This is a genomic window from Mycobacterium sp. ENV421 (genome assembly GCF_002887815.1).
Classification (GTDB): Bacteria; Actinomycetota; Actinomycetes; order Mycobacteriales; family Mycobacteriaceae; genus Mycobacterium.
This window is the reverse complement of the sequence record NZ_PDHO01000039.1, coordinates 16,865-33,460: the sequence shown is the minus strand read 5'-3', so window position 1 is coordinate 33,460 and position 16,596 is coordinate 16,865. Positions and strand designations below refer to the sequence as shown.

Below are 16,596 nucleotides of genomic sequence, written 5' to 3'. Positions count from 1 at the left end.
CGACCTCAAAGGGCTTACCAGCCTCGAACAGCACAGCCGCTCGTGTCTTCATGTGATCCTCCTATTGCGCGTTACCCTGAGCCCACCGCCGGATGCGGTTCGACTGAACTCTAAAAGTGTTCTGTACCGATAGAAACATGCGATGAAACCTCGGGACAATGGGTCAGCATGAGGTATCCGCCGAGAACCGCTAGCGGGCGGTGTATCCCCCGTCCAGGACCAGCTCCGAGCCTGTCACGAACGACGACTCGTCCGATGCGAGAAACAGCGCGCCGTAGGCGATTTCGTCGGGTCTTCCCATCCGCCCCAGCGGTGTAGCGGCGACCAGCGCGGGCCGGAAGTCGGCCGGGACCTCTTCATCCACCATCCCGGTGTCGATCACGCCAGGATGAAGCGAGTTCACCCGGATGCCCTCGGATGCGTACTGAACCGCCGCGGTCTTGGTGAGCAGACGCACCGCGCCCTTGGTCGCCTGGTAGGCCGCGGCCGCACCGCTGCCGATCAGGCCGTAGATCGAAGAGACATTGACAATCGAGCCGCCCCCGGCCCTGCGCATCGAGGGGATGGCGTACTTCATGCCCAGCCAAACCCCCGTCTGGTTCACCGCCACAATCCGGTTCCACAGTTCGAGCGAGGTCTCCTCGACACCGGCCATGTCCAGGATCCCGGCGTTGTTGACCACCACGTTCAGGTCACCGAACACCTGGGTCGCGTGTTGGACCGCACGGTCCCAATCCGACTCGTCGGCAACGTCGAGCCGGGTGGCCGACACCGCCGCCCCCGAGTCCAAGAGCTCCTTTTCGAGCGAGACCAGCGCGTCGTCACGAACGTCGGTGATGACGACGGACGCGCCTTCGGCCGCGAACAGCCTGGCCTCGGCCGCCCCCTGTCCGCGCGCGGCTCCGGTGATCAGCGCGACTCTTCCGTCGAGGCGGTTTGTCATGTGGGGTCTCTTTCTCCGAATAGTGGTTGGCGGATTCACGAAGTGGTGAGCGCGATGTACTTGGTCTCCATGAATTCTTCGAGCGCGTGGTGACCGCCCTCGCGGCCGAGGCCGGAGGATTTGACTCCCCCGAACGGCGCAGCCGGGTCGGCCATCAGGCCACGGTTCACGCCGACCATGCCGACGTCCAGGCGCTCGCTGACGGACATCGCGCGGGAGATGTCTCGAGTGAACAGATAGCCGGCAAGTCCGTACTGCGTGTCGTTTGCGAAGGCGACGGCCTCGTCGACCGAGTCGACGACGAACAGGGGCGCCACCGGGGCGAAGAGTTCCCGGCAGGAAAACTCTGGAGCCTTGTCCCGCATCGTCAGGACTGTCGGCTCGAAGAAGTAGCCGTCGCCGCCCACCGGCTTACCGCCCACCAGCGCATCGGCCTGCGCGCCGACGACACCCTGGACTGTGCCGGTGATCGCTTGCCGCTGCGCTTCGGAGATCATCGGCCCAACATCGACGCCCGGCCGGTGCCCCGGTCCCACCACCAGCTTGCGCACCTCTTCGACGAACAACTCGGTGAACTCCTCGGCGACGCCCCGCTGCAGGATGATCCTGTTCGCGGCGACACAGGCCTGCCCCGCGTTGCGGAACTTCGCGGCAACGGCCGCTGCGACGGCATCCCCGACGTCGGCGTCGTCGAGGACGATGAACGGGCCGTTTCCCCCGAGTTCGAGTTGAACACTCAAGACATTGCGCGCTGCCTGCCGCATCATCAGCGAGCCGACGGCAACCGAGCCGGTGAAGCTGATCTTGCGAAGCCGCCGGTCAAGTAGGAGTTCGGTCGACAGCTCCCCCGGTCGAGAGGTGTGGACCAGATTCATCACACCCGCGGGTACGCCCGCGTCGATGATGGTCTGCATCAGCAGGGCCGAGGCCAGCGGCGTCTGCTCCGCGGGTTTCATGATCGCCGTGCACCCCGCGGCAAGCGCGGCGACGGCTTTGCGGCTCGGGACGAGGACCGGGAAATTCCACGGCGATATCAGCAGGCTCGGACCGACGGGTTGTTCCGTGGCGATGATGCGGAAGTCGCCGCGCGATGCCCGGGAGAAGGAGCCGTGCACGTGGGCCGCTTGCTCTGCCAGCCACTTGACGAAATCGAGGGTCAGCGCCATCTCGCCCGCGGCCTCGGATCGTGGCTTGCCCGCCTCGAGCACCATCACGTCGATGAAGGCGTCGGCGCGATCGGTGAGCAGTTGGTGGATGCCGTGCATGAGGTCGCCACGGACGCGCGGTGCCACGTCGGCCCACGAGACCTGCGCTCGGTGGGCGGCATCGAGAGCAGCGCGCGCGTGGGCGCCGGTGCCGTCGGAGACGGATGCGAACGGCTGACCCGTCGCGGGGTCGACCACGTCGAAGGTTTCGCCGAGGTCGACCCATTCACCGTCGATGTGCAACCCGGTGGGCACCGTGTGCCTGCGTGCTGAGCCGGGAAATTCGACGGTGATCGTTCGAGACACCGGAACCTCTCCTTTCGTGGGAGTCGACGATGATCGCTGCTTGCCAGACCGCTCCGCTGCGCGATTGCGGTCCGCTCAGCTGAACTGAAAACCCTTGTAGCCGGCGTCTTTACACTCCGAGAGCACGTTGCGGTAGGCACCCAGACCGGCGAGGTAGAAGTAGACCGTGTTCGGCTTGCCGGGAATGTTGGCGCCGAAGATCCACGACTGGGCCTTCGGGAACAGCGTCGCGGCAGCGATCTCGCGGCAGGTGGCGGTCCAGTCCAGCTCGGCCTGGGCGGTCGGCTCCACGGCGGAGAAACCGGTCTGCTCCATGTGCTCGATCAGGTCGGTGGACCACTCCACCTGTGTCTCGATCGACGGCGGCAGGTTGGTGAAGGGACCGTTGGGCCCGAGCACCATGAACATGTTCGGGAAGTTGGCGACAGCCATCCCCAGATAGCTCGACGGTCCGTTCTTCCATTGGTCGGCCATCGTGACACCGTTGCGGCCGCGCAGGTCGAAGCGCTTGTAGTTGCCGTCGACCGCATCGAACCCGGTGGCGAAGACCAACACGTCGAGCTCGTGCTCCACCCCGTCGACGGTCCTGACGCCGGCGGGCGTGACCTCGGCGATCGGATTCTCCTTGATGTCAACGAGTTCGACGTTGTCACGGTTGAAGGTTGCGTAGTACCCGCTGTCGCACAGCGGCCGCTTGGCGTAGAGATCCTTCGGCATGAGCTTGCGGGCCGTCTCCGGGTCCGTGACGATCTCAGCGATCTTGCCCTTGATGAAGTCCTGTGCGGCTTTGTTCGCGACCTCGTTGGTGGCGATGTCGGAGAAGGTCTGGAACATGAACCGGAAGCCGCCACCGTTGTCCCACGCTCGCTGGAAGATCGCCTGCCCCTCTTCCGGCGACACCGATTCGAAAGGTCTGGTGCTCTCCTCGAAGCCGAAGGCGACGACCGAGTTGCACACCTGCTCCCAAATGGCGTCGTAGTTTTCCTTGACGTCTGCGACATAGTCCTTGGAGACCGGTCCGTTGCCCACAGGGACCGTGTACTGGGCCGAGCGCTGGAACACGGTCAGATGGTCGACCTCGGGCGCGATCGCGGTGATGACCTGGACCCCGGTGGATCCGTTCCCGATCACACCCACCCGCTTGCCGGCCAGCTCGAGGTCGGCCGGCCACTCGCCGGTGTGCACGTAGACGCCGTTGAAGGTGTCGATGCCCTTGAGGTCGGGGAGGTTGGTGGCCGACAGCAGCCCCACCGCTGTGACCAGGTATTTCGCGGTGTGCATTTCGCCGGTGTCGATCCTGACGTGCCAGCGGTTGTCGCTTTCGTGGAAATGCGCCGCCACGACGGCGGTGTTGAGCTGCATGTCGGGCCGCAGGTTCCAGCGGTCGGCGACATGCTCGAGATAGCGCAGGATTTGCGGCTGGGTGACGTAGCGGCTGTCGAAGTCCCACTCCTGTAACAAGTCTTTGTCGCACGAGTAGCTGTACACGAACGTCTCGGTATCCGACAGCGCGCCGGGGTAGCGATTCCAGTACCAGGTGCCGCCCACACCGCTGGCCTTGTCGAAGAGCCGCACGTTCAAGCCGTGTTGGTCCCGCAGCTTCTTGAGGGCATACATCCCGCCGAAGCCCGCGCCGATCACGATCGCGTCGTGGTGAGTGGTCATATCGTTGGTTCCTTCTGTTTACTTCGAGCCCGAGTGTGTCCGTTCGAGTCGGTCCGCCGGGAGGGTCAGCGGCGGTACCAACTGCCGATCCGGACGACCTCGGCGTCTGCCTCCGGGGCGCGGCCGGCGAGGAAAGGAAACACGTGTTGCATGCCGTCGACCACCGACAGCGTCACCTCGACGCCCGCCGCCGTAGCGCGATCGGCCAGCCGGGTCGCGTCGTCTCGCAGCGTCTCCACCGAGCCGGCGCTGATGTAGAGCCGCGGGAACCCGGCGTAGTCGGCGTACAACGGGTTGACGTGCGGATCGTCCGGCTTGCCGGTCTCGCCGAGGAACATCGCCGACATCCCCTCGAGGACCTGCCGGCTGACCAGGCCGTCGGTGGCCGCGTTGGTGTCCAGGCTTTCACCGGCGAACTCCATGTCGAGCCAGGGCGAGAGGGCGATCACCGCGCCGGGCAGCGGCGTGCCGTCGTCGCGGAGCGCGAGCACCATGGCGATGGCCAGGTTGCCGCCGGCGGAGTCTCCGGCGGTGACGATGCTCTCGGGCGCGACGCCGCTGTCCAGCAGCGCGCGGTACACCGCCGTGGCGTCCTCGATCTGCGCCGGGAATGGATGCTCGGGCGCTCGCCGGTAGTCGATGACGAACGCTGCCGTCCCGAGCGCGGTGGCCAGGTGTCCGGCGAGCTTGCGGTGGCTGGCCGCAGATCCGGCTGCGAAGCCGCCGCCGTGGGTGTACAGGATCACCGTCGAAGTGTCCGCGCCGAGCGGCAATGCCCAGATACCCTCGACGCCGGCGACAATGTCCGACCGGTACGTGACGGCCTCGGGCTCCTTGGTCGCCCGGTGCCACTCGTCGAACATGCTGCGCAGCATCGCAATGGACATCTGTGGGTCGGCTGCCATCCGGTTGCTCCAGTCCCGGTAGAGCGTCTCGAGAAAGTCGGCCTCGGCGGAGACGGTCACAAGCGTTGCCTTTCAGGTCACAGGTGCCTCGGGATTGTGATGTGGACAACCCGTTGACGGACAGTGTGTGAGCGGCGGACCACCGATGACTGTTCCGATTTGAAACACCAGTGGCGGGCCCGCGCCTCGGCCCTGAACAGCCGCCGAACCCCGGCGCGCGGCCGAAAGTCCGCCCGAGACCGCCGTCCTCGGCGGTAGGCTCGGTCCCGACGCTGTCGCGGACGCGTCGGCCCGACACGCCCGGGAACGGGTCGCGTGAGTTCCCCGGAGGCACGATGGAGACGCCTTTCAGCGGCATAGAGCTGGACCGCTTGCGAGCGGCCCGCGAACTGCTGCTGGATCGAGGCGTGCAGCACCACGTCGATGTTTCGGGCACGGTCCCGGAATCGATCATGCGCAGCTGGCGGCGCTCGGCCAGCCAGGGCGTACCCACGGGCCGGATCGCGTTTCAGCATCTCGACGATCACGGACGTTCCGAGCTGCTGTGCCGGTCTGCCGATCCCGTGCTGGATCGTCTGCAGGCCGACCTGGACGGGCTCGGTGTGGCGGTCTTTCTCAGCGACCACAAGGGGCGGATACTGTCCCGCCGGGCGGCCGGCAATCTGCAGCGAAGGAAGCTCGACGGCTCTTGTGCCGCAGAGGGTTTCGACTTCTCCGAGTGTGCCGTGGGAACCAACGGCATCGGTACGGTCCTGGAGGAGAAGACCCCGCTGTTCATCCGCGGAGGCGAGCATTTCAACGAGCTGCTGGAGCCGCTGACTTGCGCGGGTGCCCCGATCCGCATGGCTTCGGCCGGTCGCGTCCTCGGCTCGATCGCCCTGACCTGCTCGGTTGAGGCCACCAACCCGATGATGCTGACGCTGGCGGTAAACGCGGCGCGGCAAATCGAAGAGGTGCTGGCCGACCTCGACGGCGGGCGCAACAGGGCCCTTTTCGCCGCGCTGAACACTAGATCGGGCACGACGGGGCGGGCGCCGATGGTTGTCCTGACCCCGGAAGGGGTCGTTTCCAACACCGCCGGCCTTCAGTTCGTCACACCCGAGCACCACCCATTGCTGTGGGAGGCCGTGACGAGCCAATCCTGGGGCAGCGAGCCGCGGACCATCGAACTCGACCTGCCCTGCGGACGCGTGCTCGCGGTAGCCGAGCGGCTCAGCGATCCCACCGGACATGCCTACCGACTGGAGTTCAGACAAGATTCGAAAGCGAGACTGACAACTCGCCGACGTGAACCGGAGGCGGGCAGGTGCCTGCATCCGTTGCCGGCGATCGATGAGCGGCTGCGGTACGCGCTACGGGTTTCAAGGTCGATCGCGATCGACGGTCGGGCCGGCACCGGGAAGTACCACCTGTCCCGAACAATCACCGAAGCCACCCCGCAGCGCCCCACGCGGGTGGTCGACGTCGCAGCATTCGCGGCCGACCGCGATACCTGGTTCGCGCAGGCGACCGATGTGCTGTCGCGCGGCGGCCAGGTCATCGTGCGTCACCTGGAACTGCTGGACCCTGCGTCGGTCGCCAAGGTCAAGGCGCTGACCGCGATGACCAACGCAGCCGGCGGCGAGACGGGTCGGCTGTTGCTGACCGTTGACCTGCGAGCGGCGAGCGATCAGGTCGCCGAACTGGTCAAGGGCGCGGCGACCGTCGTCACCCTGCCTAACCTGTGCGACATGAAGGAGCACATACCCGCGATCGCCGAGGCGATCCTGGCGGGCCTGGACGGAATCCGGCCCGGCACCACCTTGGCATCCGCCCCCCGACAGGCGCTGATGGCCTGCCCGTGGCCGGGAAACATCAGAGAGCTTCGCCAGGCGATGGTCGACGTTGCGGCGACCAGACCGGGATGGCTTGTCCAACTTGAGAATCTGCCCCTGAGTCTGCGGGACGTGGCGTACAACCGCCAGCTGACCGGCTTTGAGAAGGCCGAACGCGACGCAATCCTTGCCGCCGTCCAGGAAGCCAATGGCAATCGCTCCAAGGCGGCGGCACTACTTGGAATCGGGCGAACCACGCTGTACCGCAAGATCCGTACCCTCCACATCGACTGCCCCGACCACATGTTCACCACCACGAGCGGTCGCTGACGATCGCAGGCGTGCTCCGAGGATTACCAATCGTCTTTTGCGCTCTCAAGACTCAATTGAGTATGCATTGTTGCGATTTGTGCAAGAGTTGCGGGTAATGGAGCTGCACCACATCGAGGCCTTCCTCGCGGTCGCCGAGGAACTGCACTTCGGCCGGGCGGCCGAACGATTACATGTCGCCCAGCCCCCGTTGAGCCGCACCGTCAAACAATTGGAGCGCGACCTGGGCGCCCACCTCTTTGAGCGCACGACCCGCAGCGTGCGGCTCACCAGTGCCGGCGAGGCCCTGCTCGATCCTGCGCGGCAGGTACTCGAGAGCTGCCGTGTGGCGCGGCGCGCCGTGCAGTCGGCGGGCCGCGGTGAGACCGGGCGCGTACGAATGGGCTTCGCCGGGCCGTCGTCGCACCTCCTGGTGGGTCAGCTTGGCCGGCTCGTTCGCGAGCGCCACCCCGGCATCGAGTTGAGCCTGCAGAGCACCACGTATGCCGCCGAGGGGCTGCGTTCAGTGATCGACGGGAGTCTCGACCTCGCGATCGTGCGCTGGACCGTGGAACCGTCGGCGATCTCGCACCGGATCGTCACCGTGGAGCACTACGTGCTCGTGGTCCCGAAGGGGCATCGGCTTGCCGGGCGAAACCTGGTGAGCATGGCGGAGTGCCGCGACGAGGCATTCGTCGCGCTACCGGCCGACCCCGGATCCAGCCTGCACGACGCGTTCACCCGCGCGGCCCACGACGCCGGCTACCCGCCGAACATCGTGCAGGCCGCCCCGGACTCCTGGACCGTGATGGCGCTGGTGGCGGCCGGTGTCGGAATCACCTTCACCGTCGACGTCGCAGTCGCCAACGTGATCCAGGACGGCATCGCCGTGGTTGCGTTGGAGGAGGGCCGGACGCCGACATACTCCAGGCTCGCCTGGCGAGAGGGCGACACCAACCCGGCGTTGCGGGAGGTCCTGCGTGCCTCGGAAGAAGCGCTGCCCACTCCCGACCTGCCAAACGGAGTGAACTGACTCGTCGCCGGCCGCGCCCGCGTTTTGCCTGCGTCGGATATGTGTTGTGGCCTATTGATACCAGTAGGTGTACGAATCGACGACCCAAGAAGTATTGGAGTTCTGCCCTGGACATCGGGGACGCTGAAAATCGCTTTCGCCGCCACCCGAGTTCGTCAGGGAGCCCGTATGACCACAACCGACAAGGTCACCGACCTCGCGTCGGCGGTCGCCGCGCACGTGGCCGACGGCATGGTCATCGCCATGGAGGGTTTCGGCCATTTGATCCCGTTCGCGGCGGCCCATGAGATCATCCGCCAAGGTCGCCGGGAGCTCACGCTCTGCAGGATGACGCCCGATCTGTTGGCCGACCAGGTGATCGCGGCCGGCTGCGTTAGCCGGCTGGTCGCCTCCTTCTTCGCAAGCGGTTCCGCCGGCTCCCTGCACGAAGTGCGCCGGCGCATCGAGCGGGCCGACCCGAGACCCCTCGAGGTCGAGGAGTACAGCCACTACGGGATGGTCTGCCGCTACCAAGCGGGCGCCGCCCGCCTGCCGTTTTTTCCTTTGCTGTCCTACGCCGGCAGCGACCTGCCGAAGCTCAACACCGCCATCCGCAAGGTTGGCGACCCCTACGGTGGACCCGACGTCTACGTCGTGCCCCCGCTCCGGCCGGACGTCACGATCGTGCATGCCCAGCGTGCCGACCGCTGCGGCAACGTTCAGATGTGGGGCATCGTGGGGGCCCAGCAGGAGGCCGCCTACGCCGCGCGCACCGTGATCGTCACCGTCGAGGAGATCGTCGACACCGAGATAATCAGGTCGGATCCGAACCGCACCGTCATCCCCGCGCACGCCGTCACCGCGGTCGTCGGCTGCCCAGGAGGTGCGCACCCCTCCTACAGCCAGGGCTTCTACGATCGCGACAACGCCTTCTACCGCGAGTGGACGCCGATCAGCCGTGACCGCGCCGCGGTCCTCTCGTGGCTCGCGGAGTGGGTCTACGGAATGCCCGACCGGGGGGCGTATCTCAACCACCTCGGGCAGGATCGCTGGGCCGGCCTGCAGGTCCTCGAGCGCATGTCGCGGCCGGTCAACTTCGGCCGCCGGGCTTCCGGCGTCTTGGAGGATTCATGACGGCTGCGCCCACGTCTGACGTCGCACCATCGAGCACCGAGTTCCTCGCCACCGTCGCGGCGCGCCAGTTGGTCGGGAAGACCCGGGTGTTCGCAGGCGTGGGGCTGCCGACCCTTGCCGTCGACCTGGCGCAGCGCACGATCAACCCCGACCTGGAGTTGGTGTACGAGTCCGGCGTGTGCGGCGCGCACCCCGAGGGACTGGCCGAGGGCATCGCCGATTCCGTCCTTGTCTCCGGCGCCGAGGCCGTGATCAGCATGCACGCCCTCTTCGGCTACGTGCTGCAGGGCGGCCACATCGACGTCGGCTTCCTCGGCGCCGCCCAGGTGGATCGCTGGGGCAGCCTCAATACCAGCATCATCGGCGACTGGGAAAAACCGGCCGTGCGCCTGCCCGGTGCCGGCGGCGCCGCCGAGATCATGCCCAACGCCGGAGAGTGCATCGTGGTGCTGCGCCGGCACGACCCCGGTGCACTTCCGCAACGGCTCGACTTCTGCACCTCGCCCAGCCCGGTGCGCGCACGCGACGAGGATGTGCGGATGGTGCCCCCCGGTCACGGAGTGTCGGCCGTCATCACACCAATGGCGGTCCTTCGCCGGCCAGACAGGTTCGGCGAGTTGCTCATCAGCGAGGTACATCCGGGGCTGACGGTTGAGGACGTCAAGGCGGCGACCGGCTGGGACATCCCGGTCGCCCACGACGTCTGCGAGACGGCCCGCCCCACCCAGGAGGATGTCCGCCTGCTCCGCGAAGAGATCGACACAGTGCGGTTGTACCTGCGATGACCTGCCCTGAGCGCTCGCACCGTCGCCGAGGTTCACCGGCGGGATGTTCATGTGACCGGCCGCACCGCGAGTGCGACTGCACGGACAGCGGTGGGTCTGGACGGCTGCTTGGCCGCCTCCGGCGAGATTGGTCGGGCCCGTCGCCCCGGTTCCATTGCGGTGCCAGTGGAGTGCGACGCTCGGGGCACACCCAGACTCCGCGGCCGCCGCGGGCTAACGTCCAGCACCCGGAAAGGCACGACCAATGCGTGACGTCGTTATCTGCGAACCCGTTCGTACCCCCATCGGCCGCTACGGCGGCATGTTCAAGAACCTCACCGCCGTAGACCTGGGGGTCACCGCCCTGCGCGGCCTGCTGGACCGCACCAGCCTGGACCCGGAACGGATCGACGACGTAATCCTCGGGCACTGCAATGCCAACAGCGAAGCGCCGGCGATCGGCCGGGTGGTCGCCCTGGACGCGGGGCTTCCGGTCACCGTTCCCGGACAGCACCTGGACCGCCGCTGCGGCTCGGGCCTTCAGGCGGTGATCAACGCGGTGATGCAGGTGCAGACCGGCGCCCAGAACATCGTCGTGGCCGGCGGCACGGAGAGCATGAGCAACGCGGCGTTCTACTCCACCGACATTCGATGGGGCGGCGCGCGCACCGGTGTGCAGCTGCACGACGGGTTGGTCAGAGCGCGGTCCACAGTCGGCGGCCGGTTCCACCCGGTGCCCGGCGGAATGCTCGAGACCGCCGAGAACCTGCGACGCGAATACCGCATCCCGCGAGAAGAGCAGGACCGGCTCGCCGTCAGCTCCCACCAGCGCGCAATCGCCGCGCAGCAGGCTGGCGTCCTCGCCGAAGAGATCGTTCAGGTTACCGTTCCCGGCCGCAACGGTGACACCGTGATCGACACCGACGAGCACCCGCGGCCGGGCACCACGCTCGAAACACTGGCGACGCTGCGCCCGATCCTGCTCTCCTCGGACCCCGAGGCCACCGTGACCGCGGGCAACTCCAGCGGCCAGAACGACGCCGCGGCGATGTGCCTGGTCACCACCGCTGAGCTGGCCGACGAGCTCGGCCTGCGTCCACTCGTCCGGATGGTCAGCTGGGCGGTCGCTGGGGTCCTCCCCGAGATCATGGGTATCGGCCCTGTTCCTGCCACCCGGGCGGCTCTCGGCCGCGTCGGACTGACGCTGGCGGACATGGAGGTGATCGAACTCAACGAGGCGTTCGCCGCCCAAGCGCTTGCCGTGCTGCGCGAGTGGAAGTTCACCGAGGATGACCTTGCCCGAACCAACGTGCATGGTTCCGGGATCTCGCTCGGCCACCCGGTAGGCGCCACCGGCGTCCGGATGCTCGCCACGCTCTCGCGTGAACTGCACCGCAGGCAGGCACGCTACGGACTCGAAACGATGTGCATCGGCGGTGGCCAAGGCCTGGCTGCGGTCTTCGAGCGGGTTGTTTGATGCTCTCCGCGTATTCGCCTCGATCGGGCGCCGGAGGCGGCGATCGGTCAGGAACTGGGCACCACCGACTGGACGCACATCGGTCAGCCACCGTGCACAGGTTCGCCGACCTGACCGGTGACGCCTTCGGACCGCGGCTCTACTCGATCGAGGCCGGATCGCTTATCGGGCAAAGCTGTCGATCAGCAAGCGAAGGTCGGGCTCGCCGCCAAAGGTCGGCGGGTAGAGCAGGGTACGTTCGTACACTCCCGCCCAGCTTTGCTCGACCTGCTGGCGCACCTGTTCGGGTGTACCGGCAACGGCCATCGCGTCGATCATCGGGTCGCTGACGGCCGCCAGCATGGCCTCCTTCGACCCCTTCTTCCACGCGGCGCGGATCGACTCCGCTTCGCGCATGAACCCGCCGAGTTCGAGGATCGGGTTGTACGTCTTCACGGTCGAGTAGAACGCGATCTGCGCCGCAGCGCGGGCGCGGGCACGGTCTTCGTCGTGGTCCACCGAGCAAATCAGGTAGCCCGCGATCGGTACGTTCGGCCGCCTGCCGGTGCGCGCGGCACCCTCGGCGAGCATCGGCCGAACCACCTGCTCGACGTAGTCGCGGGTATACAGGGGATGGCCGACGAGGCCGTCCGCCACCGCGCCCGCCGCCTGTATCATGCGCCGGTTCACCCCGGCGAGATAGATCGGGATGTCGGTGCGCAGCGGCGCCGACACCGCAGCGGTCGGCTGGACATGCAGGCGGTAGAAGCGCCCATCGTGAGCGATGGGGCCGTCGTGCAGCCGCCATAGGCGGCGCAACAGCCCGACGAGTTCCTCGATGCGCGCTGCAGGGTGCTGGCCATCAAGTCCGTGCCAGTCCTGCTGCATGCGCTTGGTGCCGGTACCCAGGCCGAGCAGCAGCCGACCGCAGGACAGCGCGTCAAGATCGCGCGCCTCAGCGGCGAGCACCAACGGCGTTCGCCCGAAACCGTAAGCGATGCCGCTGCCGAGCTCGATCGTCGACGTCGCGGTGGCCATGGCGGCCAGGGCGATCGTCGCCGACCGGTCGTAGAACTCCGCGGCCCACACCGATTCGAAGCCGGCCCTTTCTGCCGCAGCGGCCGCTTCGCGCAGCTGATAGATGTCGGCGCCGAAACAAACCAGCGAAGGCCGACCCGTGCTGGCAGCAGAGTCTGAAGTACCCATCGCCCCTCCTTCGTTAACCGTCGGTACCGTCAAGCAGGCACCCCGCCAATCGTCCGATATGCATGCCCGCAGGGTGCGGTGACAGGGATCACAAAGCCTGTACTATACCTCCCTATGCTTATAACAAATCAGCCGGTGGTATGCGGCGGCACAACCGCGCCGGGAACGGGTCGTCTTGACCGAAAGGGACGTTCGCAAAGCCCTTCGGTACCAGCCAGTTCCCGAGCCGCGCAGGACATCCGCCGCACCGGGCGGACCAACACCGTGACACAGGGGTGAGACCGTGGGCGATCGACTGAGTGCGCGGCTGGACGCGCTTGCTGCGCGCGGGGACACCTGGGTCACCCGCGAGGTGCTGCGACGTTATGTCGACGAGGGTGCCTGGATCGAGCAGAGTTTTGTGCACGACCTCGAGCGGCATGCCGCCGAGCGCCCCGACGCGCTGGCCATCCTCGATGAGGATGGGCGGCGGACCACGTACCGCGAGTACGAGCAACGCACGCGTCGACTGGCGCGGTCACTGCTGGAGCTGGGTCTGCGCCCGGGCGACCGGGTGGCCATGCAACTGCCCAATACCAGCGAGTTTTGCCTCACGTTGTTGGCGTGCGCCCGCGCCGGACTCCTCGCCGTGTTCTGCCACATGGGCTACGACGAACACGAGCTCGACTATGTGCTGGGACTCACCGAGGCTCGGGCACTGATAGTGCCGCAGCGGCTCAGGAGCCGCGAGTACGTCCCGCTGGCCCTGGAGATGCGCGAGCGCGTCGCCACGCTGGAGCATGTGATCGTCGTCGGCGGTACCGGCGCGGCCGGGACGCTCCACTTCGAGGACCTGTTGAGCGCCGAGGGTCCGGACCTCGACTTTGCGGCGCTGCGCCCGACCGGGGCCGACCCGTTTTTCATCATGTTCACTTCCGGCACGACCGGGCGGCCGAAGGCCGAGCTACACACACACGCCAACAACCTGTTCTGGATCCGCAACTTCGAGGCCGAACAGCGGTTTCCCGCCGACGCGCAGTGGATCATCGTCACCCCGATCGCCCATCTGACGGGCCTGGGGATCGGTGTGCTTTCCGCGCTGCACCGGGGGGCAGCGTTCACCCTGCTGGCGGCCTGGGATGCGGGACGCTGTGTTGAACTGCTCGAACGGGACCGCCCGAGCTACCTGCTCGGGGCTCCCCCGATGCTGATCGACCTCGCCCGGTTTCCGCGGCTGCGCGAGTGCGATGTGCGCTCGCTGCGCGCGATCTGTTACGCCGGCGCCCCCTGCCCGGCCGACATCCTCAACCGGCTCAACGCCGACCTCGGCGCCGATGTATATGCGTTCTACGGCTACACCGAGGCGGGCGTGACCCACATGACGCGGCCCGGCGACCCGATCTCGATCACCAGCCGAAGTTTCGGCAAGGCCATCCGCGGCGTGGAGCAGCGGCTGATGGAGCTGGTGGAGGCGGGCGAGGCCGAGCGCGAGGTGCCATTGCCAGGAGAGGGTGAGTTGTGGGGGCGCGGACCGAGCTTCATCGTGGGCTACTACGGACAGCCGGAGACGACTGCCAAGATGTTCACCGCCGACGGCTGGTTCCGTTCGGCTGATGTGGTCCGCTTCGACACCGATGGTTACGGATACTTCGTATCGCGCCGCGACGATCTCATCAACCGCGGCGGGTACAAGATCGATCCACGGGAAGTCGAGGAGGTCCTTTACGAGCATCCGGGGGTGGGTCAGGCGGCGGTAGTGGCCATGCCCGATGCTCGGCTCGGTCAGCGGCCCGCGGTGTTCATCGTCCCGAGCTCACCCGGCGGCCACCTCGACCTCGCCGAGGTCACCGCATTCCTGGAGCACAAGGGGGTCAGCCGGACGAAGTGGCCGGAGGCGGTCGAGATGGTCGAGTCGTTCCCGCTGACCAGCACCGGGAAGTTCATGCGCTATGCGCTGCGATCGCGGGCCGAGCTGCTGAGGCCGCAGCGCTGAACTCGCGTGGACGATCGGGGTAAACGCAGCCATTGGCCGATTCCAGCGGTACCCGCGGCCAACATAGACCTGAGCCGCTTCGTGCGGCCGGGAGACACGGTTCTGTGGGGCCAGGGTGCCGGAGAGCCGCTGACGCTCACCGCGGCGCTGGCGCAGCAGGCCGACCGGCTGGGTGGGGTCGTCGGATTCGTGGGGCTGGCCTACAACCCGCGCCTGGCGGCCGCGGGGCTTCGACTCCGCTCCTATGGCGCGCTCGGCGCGGCAGCCGACATCCCGCTCGACGTGGTCAGCTGTCACATGTCTTCGCTGCCCAAACTGCTCCGCTCGGGGCGTCTGCGTGCCGATGTCGTGCTGTGTCAGCTCTCCCTGCCGGATGCCGACGGCAACCACAGCCTCGGCGTCACGGCCGACTACCTGGTCGCCGCGCTCGACGTCGCCCGTGTCGTGCTGGGCGAAATCAACCCGGCCGTACCCCGCACGCACGGCACGCCGCCGATCCCGCCGCATCGTCGACCGCTTGGACGGTCCGGTCACCACCGGGCGCGCCGACGTGCAATGGGTGGTGACCGAGCACGGCGCCGTCGACCTGCGAGGACTCGACACTGCCGCCCGCGCCGCGACGATGTGCGAGCTCGCCCACCCAGATCATCGCTGCGGGCTGGCGACCGCGGTTCGCAGGTAGCGGGCGAGCTGGTCGCGCCGGGCAGCTACTGGCGCGAGAGTGCATTATGCAAGAGGGTGCGAGTTCGGTCGATCGACTGTCAGACGTGCGTCGCAAGCCGCTCCCGAACCGCGGCGAGGCGCTCGTACTGTGCCAACACGTCGGCGGCGGTCGGCATTATCACGAACGACTCGGCGCCGGCGTCGCGGTACTCCGCGAGCGCGTCCGCTACCCTCGCCTCGCTACCGATCACACACCACTTCTCAATTGCTTCGACGGGCATGCCGTACTGACCGGCGACAAATCGTTGGAGTTCGGCGCGACCCGTTTCCGCGTCTTCAGTGACGTGCGCGAACATCAACATCGCCGTGGTGCACACGGGCCTGCGGAACTCCTCTGCGTGAGCCCGCAGATCTTCGACTGCCGCACGCACCCGACGGGGACTCAGCCACACCGCGAACCAGCCTTCGGCGAGCCGAGCCGCGCGCCGCACCGCGTGGGCGGATCGACCACCGACAACCAGCGGCGGGCGCGACGATGGCACCGGCTCCAGCTTCGGCGAACGCACCGGAAGCAGTGGGCCCGGATGCTCCACGGCCTCGCCGCGCAGCAGCGCGTCGACGACCTCGATCGCCTCGTCCAGCCTGCGGCCACGCTGTGCCACGGGGTACCCGGCGGCCTCGAATTCCGCCGGGTTCTCCCCACCCACACCGACTCCGACGATCAGGCGGTCCGGGGCTAGCGCGGCGACCGTCCCGAGTTGCTTGGCTGTCCACACCGGATTGCGCATCGGCAACAGCAGCACGCCGGTGCCCAGCACCAGCCGCTGGGTGACAGCAGCGACGGCCGCGAGCGCCCCGCACGGCTCTAGTATCGGCGGATGGAAACTCAGATGATCGCCGACCCACCCTGAGTCAAACCCCAGGTCTTCAGCCAGGCGGGCGGCGGCCAGGAGCGGCGGCGTGCCGAGCCGTAGGGGATCGAAATTGGGCAGCATGACGCCGAACCCGGCTTCCTTGACTGTCACCGGCGAATTCATGGGGCGCCGCCCAAACCGAGCGCAAGCTGGTTGGCGGGAAGGGGATCCTCCGGAATTCCCTTGGACGACGCAAGCAACCGTGGCGGGTTGGTCGTCATCGTCGTCATCGTGTCGGTTCTCCTGCGATCGGCACGGCACCGCCGTGGAGTGAACGGCTGACTGCCCGTGCTCCGGGCGTGAGCTTCTCTAGTCCGTTTGAATGATT

General features: G+C 67.3%; 13 protein-coding genes. 7 read left to right on the top strand and 6 right to left on the bottom strand.

The genetic code is table 11. From position 1 onward, the window contains the following. Nucleotides 1–190: 190 nt before the first annotated feature. The 4 genes from CRM90_RS26570 to CRM90_RS26555 all read right to left on the bottom strand — a co-directional run bounded on the left by CRM90_RS26570 (nt 191) and on the right by CRM90_RS26555 (nt 5,084). Entirely contained in the window at nt 191–943 is a 753-nt protein-coding gene (locus CRM90_RS26570; RefSeq protein ID WP_102809882.1) for a glucose 1-dehydrogenase, read from the bottom strand. A gap of 35 nt (nt 944–978) precedes the next feature. Further along, a complete protein-coding gene (locus tag CRM90_RS26565; RefSeq protein WP_102809881.1) occupies nt 979–2,454 on the bottom strand; it encodes an NAD-dependent succinate-semialdehyde dehydrogenase in 1,476 nt (491 codons plus the stop codon). Between the two features lie 75 nt (nt 2,455–2,529). Beyond that, on the bottom strand, nt 2,530–4,119 hold the full coding sequence (locus CRM90_RS26560) for a flavin-containing monooxygenase (RefSeq protein ID WP_102809880.1): 1,590 nt from the start codon (nt 4,117–4,119) through the stop codon (nt 2,530–2,532). Nucleotides 4,120–4,184: 65 nt separating this feature from the next. Further along, a complete protein-coding gene (locus CRM90_RS26555; protein ID WP_102809879.1) occupies nt 4,185–5,084 on the bottom strand; it encodes an alpha/beta hydrolase in 900 nt (299 codons plus the stop codon). 275 nt (nt 5,085–5,359) lie between these two features. Between CRM90_RS26555 and CRM90_RS26550 the strand changes: the two genes are divergently transcribed. The 5 genes from CRM90_RS26550 (at nt 5,360) to CRM90_RS26530 (ending at nt 11,534) form a co-directional block, all read left to right on the top strand. Next, nucleotides 5,360–7,168 carry a sigma-54-dependent Fis family transcriptional regulator gene (locus tag CRM90_RS26550; RefSeq protein ID WP_102809878.1) on the top strand — a complete coding sequence of 603 codons (1,809 nt, stop codon included), beginning with the start codon at nt 5,360–5,362 and terminating at the stop codon, nt 7,166–7,168. 97 nt (nt 7,169–7,265) lie between these two features. Then, complete coding sequence (locus CRM90_RS26545; RefSeq protein WP_102809877.1) at nt 7,266–8,180, top strand: LysR family transcriptional regulator; 915 nt, start codon at nt 7,266–7,268, stop codon at nt 8,178–8,180. 168 nt (nt 8,181–8,348) lie between these two features. Then, entirely contained in the window at nt 8,349–9,293 is a 945-nt protein-coding gene (locus CRM90_RS26540) for a CoA transferase subunit A (protein WP_102809876.1), read from the top strand. Beyond that, nucleotides 9,290–10,078 (top strand): CoA-transferase subunit beta, encoded by a 789-nt coding sequence (locus CRM90_RS26535; protein WP_102809875.1) that lies wholly within the window; start codon nt 9,290–9,292, stop codon nt 10,076–10,078. Before CRM90_RS26540 ends, CRM90_RS26535 begins: the two co-directional genes overlap by 4 nt. Nucleotides 10,079–10,322: 244 nt before the next feature. Beyond that, on the top strand, nt 10,323–11,534 hold the full coding sequence (locus tag CRM90_RS26530) for an acetyl-CoA C-acetyltransferase (RefSeq protein WP_102809874.1): 1,212 nt from the start codon (nt 10,323–10,325) through the stop codon (nt 11,532–11,534). Nucleotides 11,535–11,696: 162 nt separating this feature from the next. Here CRM90_RS26530 and CRM90_RS26525 read toward each other — a convergent pair whose 3' ends face one another. Further along, complete coding sequence (locus CRM90_RS26525) at nt 11,697–12,752, bottom strand: LLM class flavin-dependent oxidoreductase (protein ID WP_233209524.1); 1,056 nt, start codon at nt 12,750–12,752, stop codon at nt 11,697–11,699. Between the two features lie 250 nt (nt 12,753–13,002). Between CRM90_RS26525 and CRM90_RS26520 the strand changes: the two genes are divergently transcribed. Together CRM90_RS26520 and CRM90_RS31395 are read left to right on the top strand one after the other, a co-directional pair. Next, complete coding sequence (locus CRM90_RS26520) at nt 13,003–14,691, top strand: class I adenylate-forming enzyme family protein (protein WP_102809872.1); 1,689 nt, start codon at nt 13,003–13,005, stop codon at nt 14,689–14,691. Nucleotides 14,692–14,935: 244 nt separating this feature from the next. Beyond that, nucleotides 14,936–15,373: an acetyl-CoA hydrolase/transferase C-terminal domain-containing protein gene (locus CRM90_RS31395; RefSeq protein WP_102809871.1), complete on the top strand. Its 438-nt coding sequence runs from the start codon at nt 14,936–14,938 to the stop codon at nt 15,371–15,373. Between the two features lie 79 nt (nt 15,374–15,452). On the opposite strand, the gene CRM90_RS26510 is transcribed toward CRM90_RS31395, so the two are convergent. After that, nucleotides 15,453–16,379, bottom strand: coding sequence for an LLM class flavin-dependent oxidoreductase (locus CRM90_RS26510; RefSeq protein ID WP_158249067.1), 927 nt, complete (start codon nt 16,377–16,379; stop codon nt 15,453–15,455). Nucleotides 16,380–16,596: the final 217 nt, after the last annotated feature.